Source organism: Citrobacter sp. MGH100, from assembly GCF_001034465.1.
In the GTDB taxonomy this organism is placed as follows: Bacteria; Pseudomonadota; Gammaproteobacteria; order Enterobacterales; family Enterobacteriaceae; genus Citrobacter; species Citrobacter youngae.
In genome coordinates, this window is sequence record NZ_KQ089801.1 from 1,087,325 (window position 1) to 1,101,121 (window position 13,797).

The following is a 13,797-nucleotide window of genomic DNA, read 5'->3' on the forward strand; positions in this document are numbered from 1 at the left end:
AATGACATGCGTTCCATATTGAAACGGTTAACCCTGAAAATACTAAGGTTTGCGATCCCGATCCGTTCATTTTCCGACAAATCCTTGCAGAACGCGAAAATCAAATTCCCTTTTCCCCTCTCTGACGCCGTTAAAAGCAGTAACAAAACGTTTACTGTGCGGTGTGGCCAGCACTGAAAAGGCGATAAAAAAGTCGAGCGGGCTCGCATTGTGATCGTTCATCTCACAAATGCGTTCCATTACGGAACAAAAAATAACAATTACGTTCCGTAATGAAACCCATTTTGCCGCTGTTTTTTTCCACGCTGACTCCGCCAGAATCTCCCCATCGCCTCCGCACCATGACAATGCATTCGGGGGTTTGTCTTACACTCAACCTCGAGGAGCCGTTATGTCTCAATTCTTTTTTAATCAGCGTACCCAACTCGTTAACGACGTCATCGACGGTACGATTATCACCAGTCCGTGGAACAATCTGGCGCGTCTGGAAAGCGATCCGGCTATTCGCATCGTGGTACGTCGCGATCTCAACAAAGATAACGTGGCGGTCATTTCCGGCGGCGGTTCAGGGCACGAACCCGCGCACGTTGGGTTTATCGGTAAAGGTATGCTCACCGCTGCGGTCTGTGGCGACGTTTTCGCCTCCCCGAGCGTGGATGCGGTACTGACCGCCATTCAGGCGGTGACCGGCGAGGCAGGCTGTCTGTTGATCGTGAAAAATTACACCGGTGACCGTCTTAATTTCGGTCTCGCCGCCGAGAAAGCCCGTCGCCTTGGCTATAACGTCGAAATGCTGATTGTCGGCGACGATATCTCCCTGCCGGATAACAAGCATCCTCGCGGGATTGCGGGCACTATCCTGGTTCATAAAGTGGCAGGCTATTTCGCTGAACGCGGCTACAACCTCGCTACCGTCCTGCGTGAAGCGCAGTATGCAGCAAGTAACACCTTCAGCCTGGGTGTCGCCATTTCCAGTTGCCACCTGCCGCAGGAAACCGACGCTGCACCGCGCCATCATGCGGGCCATGCCGAACTGGGCATGGGCATTCACGGCGAACCGGGTGCTTCGGTTATCGACACGCAAAACAGTGCGCAGGTGGTGAATTTGATGGTGGATAAACTGCTGGCGGCACTGCCCGAAACCGGCCGTCTGGCAGTAATGATTAATAACCTGGGCGGCGTGTCCGTTGCTGAAATGGCTATTATCACTCGGGAACTGGCAAACAGCCCACTGCATCCGCGTATCGACTGGCTGATTGGCCCGGCCTCGCTGGTCACCGCCCTGGATATGAAAGGTTTCTCGCTGACCGCCATCGTACTGGAAGAGAGCATCGAAAAAGCACTGTTAACCGAAGTAGAAACCAGCAGTTGGCCAACCCCGGTTCCACCACGCGAAATCAACTGTGTGCCGTCATCGCAGCGCAGCGCGCGTGTCGAATTCCAGCCCTCAGCCAACACGCTGGTTGCCGGGATTATTGAGCAGGTCACCGGAACGCTTTCCGATCTGGAAACACACCTCAACGCGCTGGATGCCAAAGTAGGCGATGGTGATACGGGTTCAACTTTTGCCGCTGGTGCGCGTGAAATCGCTGACCTGCTGCATCGTCAGCGACTGCCACTGGATAACCTTGCCACGCTGTTCGCCCTGATCGGCGAACGCCTGACCGTGGTGATGGGCGGGTCCAGCGGCGTACTGATGTCCATCTTCTTTACCGCCGCCGGGCAGAAACTCGAACAAGGGGCTAACGTTGCCGAGGCGCTGAATACGGGCCTGGCGCAGATGAAGTTCTACGGTGGTGCAGACGAAGGTGACCGTACGATGATTGACGCGCTGCAACCCGCACTGACGTCTCTGCTGGCACAACCGCAAAACCTGCAAGCCGCTTTTGACGCCGCACAGGCAGGCGCAGAACGTACCTGTCTGTCGAGCAAAGCCAATGCGGGCCGCGCATCGTATCTCAGCGGCGAAAGCCTGCTGGGCAATATGGACCCCGGCGCGCACGCCGTCGCAATGGTGTTTAAAGCGCTGGCAGAGAGTGAGTTGGGATAAGCCATAAGTGCCTGATGCGCTGCGCTTATCAGGCCTACGAGTGCAAAGCTTTGTAGGCCGGATAAGGCAACGCCGACATCCGGCAGAACGTTAACGATAAACGCGGATCCCGCCCTCTACCCCGCGGCTAAACAGTACTTGCCACAGCTCAATATCTCTGGCGCGGAACGCACCAGCACAAGCGCACAGGTAATAATTGAACATCCTTCTGAAAGTCGCGGAATAACGCGATGACAGCTCCGGCCACGCCTGATTAAACCGCGCATGCCAGGCCATCAGCGTTTTATCATAGTCACTGCCAAAGTTATGCCAGTCTTCCATCACGAATCGCGACTCGCTCGCTTCAGCAATATGAGAAATCGCCGGTAAGCAGCCATTCGGGAAAATATATTTATTGATCCACGGATCGACGCTCATCCCTTTTTTATTGCTACCAATAGTATGTAACAGGAACAGCCCATCCGGTTTTAAACAACGGTCGGCGATGCTGAAATAGGTGTCGTAGTTTTTCGGCCCTACGTGTTCAAACATCCCCACGGAGACAATACGATCGTAGTGTTTATCGAGGTCGCGATAATCCTGCAGCAGAATATTAACGTCCAGCCCTTCACAGCGCTGCTGCGCCATTTTTTGCTGCTCTTTCGAGATAGTGACGCCTTCTACCGCCACGCCGTAATGACGCGCCGCATATTCGGCCAGCCCGCCCCAGCCACAACCAATATCGAGTAAACGCATACCCGGTTTCAGTTGCAGCTTCTCGCAAATCATTTTTAATTTGGCGTTTTGCGCGTCTTCTAAAGTGGTTGCCTCTTTCCAGTAGCCACAGGAATATTGCATGTGGGGATCCAGCATGAGTGCAAAGAGATCGTTGCCAATATCGTAGTGTTCTTTACCGACAATCCACGCACGACTGCGAGACTGCAAATTAAACAGGCGAGCGCTGGCAATACGTAATATATCTTTCAGATTTCCCGGCATTTGCTGGTCGAGTTTTGCTTTCAGAATTTTGCAGAACAGAACATCGAGGCGTTCACAGTCCCACCAGCCTTCCATATAGCTTTCGCCAAGCCCCAGGGAGCCTTGTTGCAGCACCCGTTTAAAGAAACCGGCATGATGAAGTTGAATGTCCCAGGGGCGGGAACCATTGATCTGAATATCTGCTTGCTGGAGCAGCTCTTTTCCCATTCGGGTCCAGTTATCATTTGTTTCATTGACAATGACAGCATCTGAACAAAGCGTGTTCATGGTATTTACCAAAAGTGGGGTATTAATTATTACGCAAGATTATTATGGAAAAAAGAATGTATGTATTATGATTTGCGGACAAGATCTATCGAACAGCGGCCACACCACCGGGAGCATTGACGATTTATTTATGGAAACTCTCGCGCAAAAACATTGGAATTCCTTCCCGGACGATTCCATGGCAGAACTGCCGCAGGACGTTTACTTTCGCTCTTATGTCCTGGAAGCCAACCACCATGTTCCGCAGCACTCACACGCTTTTATGCAGTTTCATTTTGCCCGCAAAGGCAGTATGCGCATTGATGTCGCCGGCAAGTGCTGGATAATCCCCGCGCATTACGGCATCTGGATCCCTAATAATACTGAGCATGCAGTTTGGGCGCTGGATGATGTGCATTTAGAGAATCTGGATATTAAACCGGGTTTTCTCGAAGAAAGTATCCATGAGTGTAAAGTCGTGGCGATCAGTGATTTCGCCAGAGAGTTTATTCATTACGCCACGAATTCAATTTCAGGCCATTATGATAGCCAGTCAAAAGAAGGCAAACTGGTCAGTGTGCTGGTTGACATTATTCTGCAATTACCAGAGGTCGCCTTTGTATTACCCTGGCCGCAGGATCGTGAATTAACCCATGTGTGCCGAACAATACAAGCGTCACCGGCGCTGGAACATTCAGTAGAGTATTGGGCACAACATTTGGGTATGTCTGCCCGTACCTTTTCGCGTCATTTCAAAAAAGAAACCGGATTACCCTTCAGCGTCTGGAAGCAAAAAATGCGAATTCTGGAGTCTGTACTCATGCTGAAGAAAAATAAAAGCGTAACCGCCGTGGCGCTCGATGTGGGATATTCAAGCACCGCAGCGTTTAGTTATGCATTCCGCCAGGCGTTTGGCGTTTCACCGTCACATTATTAATTAACGTTCCGACGTTGATGCCAGTAAGCCGCGGCACGCACCAACTGCTGATCGAAAGCCTCAGTAGCAAAGCGGGCGCTCAGGTTTTTCACCACTTTTCCTTCGCCAGTTATCCAAATGAAATAATCCTGTGCAGGTACGGTCAGCTGTGAAAGCTGATCATTCACTGCCTGTTCGTCATGGCCGACAAACCACTGAATCGTAAAACCATCGAGATGAGCGAAATAATCCTGATACGCTGCATCGTGTACGCTAACCAGCGCCGTCACGTTTGGACGTACCGCTAAACGACCGATCGCCTCTAGCCGACGACGTAGCGCAGGCATTCCAGATTCATCACACACGTAAACCTGGTACGCATAATCTTCTGGTACCACCAGCGAGCCACGCGGTCCGCCAATCGTCAATTTGTCACCTTCACGCGCATTCATCGCCCACGTACTCGCCACGCCGCCGTCGTGGATATAAAAATCCAGCGCCAGTTCATGGCGTGCCTGGTCATACAACGGCGTGTAATCACGGGATACCGGACGCACACCCTCCGGCCAGACAATCACCTCATCCGTCACTACGGGCGGCACAAAGTGACTGCCCGGCTCAGGGAAAAAGACCTTGGTGTGGTCGTCAAAACCATGTGAGCTAAAACCATCCAGAGCGTCACCGCCCAGTACAATGCGCTGGAAACCCGCGCTGATACGTTCAACCCGCAGGACGGTCAGTTCACGGAAGCGCAGCTCATTGCGAACGCGCTGTGGATAGCGTGGAGTGTTATTTGTCATTTTTTCGCCTTCGTGACAGAGATTAGATATATCTAAATAAATTTTAAATGATAATGATTGCTAATTGAGAATATTGCAAGAACTTTTTTGATAGAGTATGGATAGCGCACCCCAAACGCGAAACAAAAAATAAATATATATAAATCAATAAATTAAATTAATATTCCTGCATGCACTTGCAAATAGAAAAAGTTTAGATATAAATTAGATATATCTAAATAACGTCAGGAGATGAATGATGCAAGATCATCATGAAGGGTGCTGCAAACATGCAGAACACCAGCACGAAGGCTGCTGTAAGGGTGAAGGACATCGCCACGAAGGTCATCACAGCGAACACCACGAAGGTTGCTGTAAAGGTGAAAAACGTCATCACGAAGGCTGTAACAAAGAACACCATCATGAGCATGGCTGCGGACACCGCCACGGTCGCGGCGGCGGTGGCGGTGGCGGTCGACGTCAGCGTTTCTTCGGCCACGGCGAATTACGGCTGGTGATTCTCGATATTTTGACCCGCGATGCCAGTCACGGTTATGAGCTAATCAAAGCCATTGAAACATTGACTCAGGGTAATTACACCCCAAGCCCGGGCGTGATTTACCCGACACTGGATTTCTTGCAGGATCAGTCGCTTATCGCCATCCGTGACGAGGAAGGCGGACGTAAGCAAATCACAATCACCGAGCAAGGCCTGCAATGGCTGGAAGAGAACCAGGAACATCTGGAACATATCCACGAACGTATTAAAGCACGCTGTGTCGGCTTTGAATTACGCAAGAATCCACAGATGAAAAGAGCACTGGAGAATTTTAAAGCCGTGCTGGATCTGCGGGTCAATCACGGTGACACCAGCGAAGCGCAAATCAAGAAGATCATCGGTATTATCGATCGCGCATCGCTGGACATCACCCAGCTTGATTAAGCAGGCTGCGCGTCCTCTTTACGTACGCGGAACACTTTAATCATCTCTTTTAAGTGTAATGCCTGTTCGTTTAATGACGCCGCTGCCGCAACGGACTCCTCTACCAGACAGGAGTTCTGTTGCGTGGTGGTGTCGATAAGGCCAATCGCACTGTTAATCTGCGAAATACCGTCCGTCTGCTCGCGGCTGGCCTGACCGATTTCCCGCAATATCACATCCATTTCTTCAACGTTAGTGACCATTCCATTGATCAACGCGTTGGCTTTTTCAACCAGCACCAGTCCTTCCCGGGTTTGACTGGTGGAGTCTTCAATCAGATTGCGGATCTCACTGGCAGACGATGCGCTTTTTTGCGCCAGTTGACGCACTTCTCCGGCTACTACCGCGAAACCACGTCCATGCTCACCGGCGCGCGCCGCTTCGACAGCCGCATTCAGCGCCAAGATATTGGTTTGAAAAGCAATCGAATCTATCAGGTTGATAATCTCTGACATACGGTTAGAGGTTTCATTAATCACGCGTATTTTCTGCGTCACCTGATTCATCATCTCACCGTTGTTTTTCACGACCGCCGCCGCTCCCGTAGACAGCTTCGTCGCTTCATGGGTATGGTCTGCCGTCGTTTTGACCGTCGCTGTAATTTGTTCCATCGACGCCGCTGTCTGTTCTACCGAGCTTGCCTGTTCTTCGGTACGCGCAGCCAAATCCTGATTACCCGCGACAATCTGCGCCGCCGCCGCAGAGATATTTTCGGAGCCGTTTTGCACTTCCTCGACAATCTCTAACAGTCGGGTTTTCATTGCCATCAGCGCTTGCAGCAGCACACCGGTCTCATCCTTCTGTTCCATACTGATGTTGCGAGTAAGGTCGCCCTGCGCAATCGCCTCGGCAAACTGCACAGCTTCATTAAGAGGTCGGGTAATTGAGCGCACAATATACCACCCCATCACACAACCGGCGGCAATGCTTATCAGCGCCAGAGTAATCAACAGCGCGCGATTGGTGTGGAAATCATATTCCACCTGAGCGCCCGCCTTCTGCATCTGGGCATCTTCAATGGCGATCAATTCCTGCACTTTTGCTTTATACGCCTGCTGCACATTCACCGTGCGGGTCATCATCTCGTGCATCGCACCGGAGCGATCGTGATTCTGCAGCGCCTGCAGAATGCGGAATCGGGAAGCCAGATACTGCTCACGCACATCGCGGATATCCGCAACAATTTTTTTGGATGCATCATTGAGAGGTGCAGCACTCAGCGCATCCAGCAGAGCAGAAATTTGCTGGCTGATGGTATCGAGCTTTTTCTGGGACGCCTGGGTCCATTTGCCTTCCTCATCCAATAACATCAATTGTTGAGTACTGACAAACTCCTGAAAATTATCAATGAGCAGATTGGCTTTTACCGTAATCGGATAGTCATTGGTAATGATGTTCTGCATCCCACTGTTACTACGATCCAGACTCAACAGCGAAAGGCCCGAACTCACCATCATCAGTACAATAAACAAACCAAACGCGATAAATAATTTCGAGCGAATCTTTACGTTATGCAAGAACATATTTTCTCCCTGGAGACAGTTTTCTTCAGACAGATATCCTTATCGGTCAACACTCATCTAACTTTATGATATTGATCGTTTTTTAATTTCCACCAATGTTACGAAATAGTTTTTGACGATGAATAAAGCAAGACCGATCGTTATATAAGCGATATTTAACAATATTTAAAAACAGGACACTCGCGGTCAGAACGGAATAAGGAAAATAGAATCGTAATACCAAAGTGGTATTATTTAATATATGATTAACAAAATCATTACAAAAACGCCTACCGGGGACGATAAGCGTTTGGCGGGAAAATGGGATAGGGTGAGAATTAATGCAGCACGGTCACCGCATCTTCCAGGCGACCGGCACGATGTTTCACCATTGCTGAAATCTGCGCGCTCTCTTCGACCAGTTCGGCATTTTTCTGCGTAATATTGCTCAACTCATTTACGGCACGGGTCAGGCTGGAAAGACCATCTGACTGCTCCAGCGTTGAATGGCTGATTTGAGCAATCAACTGCGTCACATTCTGGACCTGCGCCACAATATCATCCATTGTCCGCCCTGCGGCATGAACCTGATCGGAGCCGGACTGCACCTTGTCGGCGCTGGCATCAATCAGTTTACGGATGTCATTTGCTGCGCTTGCACTACGACTGGCAAGATGGCGTACCTCTCCGGCCACCACCGCAAATCCTTTTCCTTGTTCACCAGCCCTGGCCGCTTCAACCGCCGCATTCAGCGCCAGAATATTTGTCTGGAAGGCGATATCGTTAATCAGGGTCGTGATAGTGCCGATCCGTTGGGTGCTGTTGGCAATATCGTCCATTGTTTTAATGACTGTATCCATCGCCTCACCGCCCTGTGTCGCTGCGCTGCTGGCGGCAATAGACAGCTTGTCAGCCGCCGCTGCTGTCGCAGAGTTTTGCTTCACCGATGCCGCCATCTGATTCATGGTGGTGACCGTTTCCTGCACATTTTCTACCGTCTGCTGCGTATGCTTGTTTAAATCATCGCTGCCTTTCGCCAGCGTTTCACTGTCGTTACGCACACAACTGACCTGACTCGACACGTCATGAATAAGCCAACGGCACATTAACCCTAGCTGCCCCACCGCCCGTAGCATCAGACCCAGTTCATCGCTACGGTTAAGATGGGTCACGCTGTTGCGCTCACCGGTCGCGACTTTCAGTGCCTGCTGGGCAACATTCTCAATGGGGCGCACAATCTGCCATTCGAAAATAACCGTCGCCAGCATCATCACCAGCGCGCTCACCAACAGTTGCGGCCATTCAGCGCCCATCTGCTGTAGCGCAGTTGCCAGGATGACAAACATAAAAGCCATGACACTGCGTACCCGCCAGCGAACCGGAAGCGACGGGAGTTTACCCAACCAGCCTTTACGTACCACCAGCCCCTTATGGACGCGCCGATGACAACGGCCTTCATTGAGTGCTTTATATAAAGGTTCGACCGCCGCGATTTCCGCTTCCGTCGCCCGGGTACGGATCGACATATACCCGGTTACGCGTCCTTCCCGCACCATCGGCACCGCATTGGCCCTCACCCAGTAGTGATCGCCATTCTTCCGCCGGTTTTTCACAATACCGCTCCACGGTTCCCCCTGTTTCAGGGTGTACCACATATCCGCAAACGCCGCTTTCGGCATGTCCGGGTGACGAACCAGGTTGTGCGGCTGAGCAAGCAATTCATTCAGCTGATAGCCGCTGACCTGAACAAAGGTATCGTTCGCATGGGTGATATAGCTTTGTAAATCGGTGGTCGACATGAGGGTGATATCATCATCCAGCGGTGTATTTTGCTGACTAACGTAGGGATGAGAAGACATGGTTGCGTCCTGTGCAGGTTATCTGGTTGTTAACTCTTTCGGCTTATGTTATTTCGGCGCTAATCTTTTTAACTTTAGTTGTTAAATTTGATTTAGATCGCAATTTGCGATTAAACCTCAAAATTTGTATGTTTTCTAATTCATTGATTTAAAATACTTTCATTGCGTAACTATTCAATGCACCTTCACTCAGCGCACTGCAATAGTGCAATTTTTGCCCACTTTTAGCGCAATAACGCGTTTTTCTCGTCGGTTTTACGCGCGTAAACCTGGGCAAAATGCCAGCAAATGTTAATGTTTGAGATTAAATGTTGTACAAGCAAGATCTTCCCTGGTGTTTATCCCGATTTTCGTTAAGCGCGTCGGGATGGCGCAATCCCTGCAATACTTAATTCAGTATCATGTGATACGCGAGCTCCGGGAGCATATTTTGAACAGGTTACCTTCCAGCGCATCGGCTCTGGCCTGCAGCGCACACGCACTGAATCTCATCGAGAAGCGAACGCTTGATCATGAGGAAATGAAAGCACTAAACCGAGAGGTGATTGATTACTTCAAAGAGCATGTCAATCCGGGGTTCTTAGAGTATAGAAAATCTGTAACTGCCGGCGGGGATTACGGAGCCGTAGAGTGGCAAGCGGGAAGCCTGAATACGCTTGTCGACACCCAGGGACAGGAGTTTGTCGATTGCCTGGGAGGTTTTGGAATTTTCAACGTGGGGCACCGTAATCCAGTAGTGGTCTCCGCCGTACAGAATCAACTCGCGAAACAACCTCTGCACAGCCAGGAATTACTTGACCCATTACGGGCCATGCTGGCAAAAACGCTTGCTGCACTGGCTCCCGGAAAGCTGAAATACAGTTTCTTCAGTAACAGTGGGACCGAGTCGGTTGAAGCGGCGCTAAAACTGGCGAAAGCGTATCAATCGCCGCGCGGTAAATTTACATTTATTGCCACCAGCGGAGCCTTCCACGGTAAATCGCTGGGGTCGCTATCCGCCACCGCTAAATCAACCTTCCGCAAACCGTTTATGCCGCTGCTGCCGGGCTTCCGCCATGTTCCTTTTGGCGATATTGATGCCATGCGCACCGTCCTGAGCGAATGCAAAAAGACCGGCGACGATGTTGCCGCCGTGATTCTGGAGCCAATCCAGGGGGAAGGAGGCGTGATCCTGCCGCCGCAAGGGTATTTAACCGCGGTACGTAAACTTTGCGATGAGTTTGGCGCGCTGATGATCCTCGACGAAGTGCAAACCGGCATGGGGCGCACCGGCAAGATGTTCGCCTGCGAACATGAAAACGTGCAGCCTGACATTCTGTGTCTGGCCAAGGCGCTTGGGGGTGGCGTAATGCCAATTGGCGCGACCATTGCCACTGAAGAAGTGTTCTCCGTCCTGTTCGACAATCCTTTCCTGCATACCACCACGTTCGGTGGCAACCCGCTCTCATGCGCGGCGGCGCTGGCGACCATTAACGTCCTGCTGGAGCAAAATTTACCCGCTCAGGCAGAGCAGAAAGGCGATATGTTGCTGGATGGTTTCCGTCATCTGGCGCGTGAATATCCGGATCTGGTACACGACGTTCGCGGCAAAGGCATGCTGATGGCGATTGAGTTTGTCGATAATGAGATTGGCTACAGCTTTGCCAGTGAAATGTTCCGTCAGCGAGTGCTGGTCGCCGGAACACTGAATAACGCGAAGACGATCCGTATTGAACCGCCGTTAACATTAACGATCGAGCAATGCGAACTGGTATTGCGATCAACCCGCAAAGCCCTGGCCGCATTACGGGTGAGCGTGGAGCAGGTCTAACCACTGCCGGATGGCGATACTAACGTATCTTATCCGGTCTACTAAAGGACCTCCTTTGTAGGCCGGTTAAGGACCGGAAGGCTGGTCACCGCTGTTTAACGGTGCGGCCACACAATCCCATGCGGATGCGGTAGTTAGCGTGATGCTCGATCCGAAAGAGTTCAACACATATGTCCCACTTGGCACCGCAGCACTGACCAATCCGGCCTTCGGCGCGGACATATACTGGCGCGGACGCGTCTGGGAGGATCAGTTCTGGTTCGGGCTAAAAGGGATGGCGCGTTATGGCTATCGCGCTGAAGCATTAAAACTGGCCGATACTTTCTTCCAGCATGCCAAAGGGCTGACGGCAGAAGGTCCAATTCAGGAAAACTACAACCCGTTGACCGGCGCACAGCAGGGCGCACCTAACTTCTCCTGGAGCGCCGCGCATCTCTACATGCTGTATAACGATTTTCTTAAACAGCAGTAACGTCGACTGGCTCTCCTGAAAAGGAGAGCCTCTTTTTTGAATCCCATCACAATCACGGCATTCCCCTTTTCCCTTTTACGCGGCGACGGCTAAATTAGTAACTCATCCGACCACATAACAATAATTTTACATACTGGACACCTTTATGAGCTATCCGTCGCTGTTCGCCCCGCTCGATTTGGGATTCACCACGCTTAAAAACCGCGTGCTGATGGGTTCAATGCATACCGGGCTGGAGGAGTATCCCGACGGTGCAGAACGGCTGGCCGCGTTCTACGCCGAGCGCGCTCGTCACGGCGTAGCGTTAATTGTGAGCGGAGGCATTGCGCCTGCGCTTTCCGGCGTGGGAATGGAAGGTGGCGCGATGCTGAACGACACCAGCCAGCTCGCACACCATCGCGTCATTACCGATGCGGTTCACGATGAAGGTGGCAAAATCGCCCTGCAAATCCTGCACACTGGTCGCTACAGCTATCAACCGCATCTGGTTGCGCCTTCAGCCATTCAGGCCCCTATTAACCGCTTTACGCCGCATGAGCTGACGCACGATGAAGTGCTGCAACTGATTGAAGATTTTGCCCATTGCGCCCAACTGGCGCGGGAAGCGGGCTACGATGGCGTGGAAGTGATGGGATCCGAAGGGTATCTGATCAACGAATTCCTGACTCTGCGCACCAATCAGCGTAATGATGAATGGGGCGGCGAGTATGCCAACCGCATGCGTTTTGCCGTTGAGGTGGTACGGGCGGTACGCCAGCGCGCCGGCAATGACTTTATCATTATCTTCCGCCTGTCGATGCTCGACCTGGTGGAAAACGGCGGAACCTTCGACGAAACCGTCCAGCTTGCACAGGCGATAGAAGCTGCAGGCGCCACCATTATTAACACCGGTATTGGCTGGCATGAGGCGCGTATTCCCACTATCGCGACCCCGGTACCGCGCGGCGCGTTTAGTTGGGTGACGCGAAAGCTGAAAGGGCATGTGACGATCCCACTGGTTACCACCAACCGCATTAACGATCCTCAAGTCGCCGATGATATTCTGGTCCGTGGCGATGCCGATATGGTGTCGATGGCTCGCCCGTTCCTCGCCGATGCCGAACTGCTGTCAAAAGCGCAAAGCGGACGAGCGGATGAGATCAATACCTGTATCGGCTGTAACCAGGCCTGCCTGGATCAGATCTTCGTCGGCAAAGTCACCTCTTGCCTGGTCAATCCGCGCGCTTGCCATGAAACCAAAATGCCGATCGTTGCGGCCACTCATCCGAAAAATCTGGCGGTGGTCGGCGCGGGCCCTGCGGGTCTCGCCTTCGCCATTAATGCCGCCGCGCGCGGGCATCACGTTACGCTGTTTGACGCATATGGCGAAATTGGCGGGCAGTTTAATATCGCCAAACAGATCCCCGGCAAGGAAGAATTCTATGAAACCCTGCGCTACTACCGCCGGATGATCGACGTGACTGGCGTAACGCTGAAACTGAATCACTTTGTCAGCGCACGCGATCTGCACACCTTCGACGAAGTGATCCTCGCCAGCGGGATCGAGCCGCGCATGCCGCCGATCGAGGGGATCGATCACCCTAAAGTGCTGAGCTATCTCGACGTCCTGCGCGATAAAACGCCAGTGGGTAAACGCGTGGCGATCGTTGGCTGTGGCGGGATCGGTTTTGATACCGCCATGTATCTGAGCCAGCCTGGCGATCCCACCAGCCAGAACATTGCCGAGTTCTGCGTGGAATGGGGAATCGACACCAGTCTGCAACAGCCCGGCGGTTTACGTCCGGAAGGCCCACATCTACCCCGCAGCCCACGCCAGATAGTGATGTTGCAGCGTAAAGCCAGTAAACCAGGGCAAGGTTTAGGCAAAACAACGGGATGGATCCACCGTGCTACCCTGCTTTCACGCGGCGTAAAAATGATCCCGGCGGTGAGCTATCAGAAGATCGATGATGACGGGTTACACGTGATGATCAACGGCGAGCTACAGATCCTGAATGTGGATCACGTGGTGATTTGCGCCGGACAAGAGCCACGCCGTGAACTGGTCGATCCGCTGCACGCGGCAGGTAAAACGGTGCATCTGATCGGCGGCTGCGATGTGGCAATGGAACTGGATGCCCGACGCGCTATTGCACAAGGCACCCGACTGGCACTGGAAATTTAACGTCACGTCTTTCGTAGGCCGGATAAGGCGTTAGCTGCT

General features: G+C 52.0%; 9 protein-coding genes and 1 pseudogene. 6 read left to right on the forward strand and 4 right to left on the reverse strand.

What is annotated here, in order from left to right; translation table 11 throughout:
- The first annotated feature begins 391 nt into the window (after nucleotides 1-391).
- Nucleotides 392-2,050 carry a glycerone kinase gene (locus SK32_RS16830; protein ID WP_048213326.1) on the forward strand — a complete coding sequence of 553 codons (1,659 nt, stop codon included), beginning with the start codon at nucleotides 392-394 and terminating at the stop codon, nucleotides 2,048-2,050.
- A gap of 90 nt (nucleotides 2,051-2,140) precedes the next feature.
- Here the strand turns inward: SK32_RS16830 and cfa are convergent, their stop codons facing one another.
- Complete coding sequence (gene cfa, locus SK32_RS16835; protein ID WP_048213327.1) at nucleotides 2,141-3,295, reverse strand: cyclopropane fatty acyl phospholipid synthase; 1,155 nt, start codon at nucleotides 3,293-3,295, stop codon at nucleotides 2,141-2,143.
- 67 nt (nucleotides 3,296-3,362) lie between these two features.
- On the opposite strand from cfa, the gene SK32_RS16840 reads away from it, so the two are divergent.
- Complete coding sequence (locus SK32_RS16840; protein WP_040230561.1) at nucleotides 3,363-4,211, forward strand: helix-turn-helix domain-containing protein; 849 nt, start codon at nucleotides 3,363-3,365, stop codon at nucleotides 4,209-4,211.
- Here SK32_RS16840 and SK32_RS16845 read toward each other — a convergent pair.
- Entirely contained in the window at nucleotides 4,208-4,990 is a 783-nt protein-coding gene (locus SK32_RS16845) for a siderophore-interacting protein (RefSeq protein WP_048213328.1), read from the reverse strand. The two genes, SK32_RS16840 and SK32_RS16845, sit on opposite strands and share 4 nt — an antisense overlap.
- 238 nt (nucleotides 4,991-5,228) lie before the next feature.
- Between SK32_RS16845 and SK32_RS16850 the strand changes: the two genes are divergently transcribed.
- Nucleotides 5,229-5,912, forward strand: a complete 684-nt coding sequence (locus SK32_RS16850) for a PadR family transcriptional regulator (RefSeq protein ID WP_048213329.1) — start codon at nucleotides 5,229-5,231, stop codon at nucleotides 5,910-5,912.
- On the opposite strand, the gene SK32_RS16855 is transcribed toward SK32_RS16850, so the two are convergent.
- Both SK32_RS16855 and SK32_RS16860 read right to left on the reverse strand, forming a co-directional pair.
- Entirely contained in the window at nucleotides 5,909-7,474 is a 1,566-nt protein-coding gene (locus tag SK32_RS16855; RefSeq protein WP_048213330.1) for a methyl-accepting chemotaxis protein, read from the reverse strand. The genes SK32_RS16850 and SK32_RS16855 overlap by 4 nt on opposite strands.
- A 317-nt stretch (nucleotides 7,475-7,791) precedes the next feature.
- On the reverse strand, nucleotides 7,792-9,312 hold the full coding sequence (locus SK32_RS16860) for a methyl-accepting chemotaxis protein (protein ID WP_048213331.1): 1,521 nt from the start codon (nucleotides 9,310-9,312) through the stop codon (nucleotides 7,792-7,794).
- A gap of 430 nt (nucleotides 9,313-9,742) precedes the next feature.
- On the opposite strand from SK32_RS16860, the gene ygjG reads away from it, so the two are divergent.
- The 3 genes and pseudogenes from ygjG to SK32_RS16875 all read left to right on the forward strand — a co-directional run bounded on the left by ygjG (nucleotide 9,743) and on the right by SK32_RS16875 (nucleotide 13,758).
- Entirely contained in the window at nucleotides 9,743-11,122 is a 1,380-nt protein-coding gene (gene ygjG / locus SK32_RS16865) for a putrescine aminotransferase (protein ID WP_167335587.1), read from the forward strand.
- Nucleotides 11,123-11,192: 70 nt separating this feature from the next.
- A pseudogene (locus tag SK32_RS16870) lies at nucleotides 11,193-11,594 on the forward strand (MGH1-like glycoside hydrolase domain-containing protein); the annotation flags it as partial.
- 145 nt (nucleotides 11,595-11,739) lie between these two features.
- Nucleotides 11,740-13,758: an NADPH-dependent 2,4-dienoyl-CoA reductase gene (locus tag SK32_RS16875; protein ID WP_048213333.1), complete on the forward strand. Its 2,019-nt coding sequence runs from the start codon at nucleotides 11,740-11,742 to the stop codon at nucleotides 13,756-13,758.
- Nucleotides 13,759-13,797 lie beyond the last annotated feature (39 nt).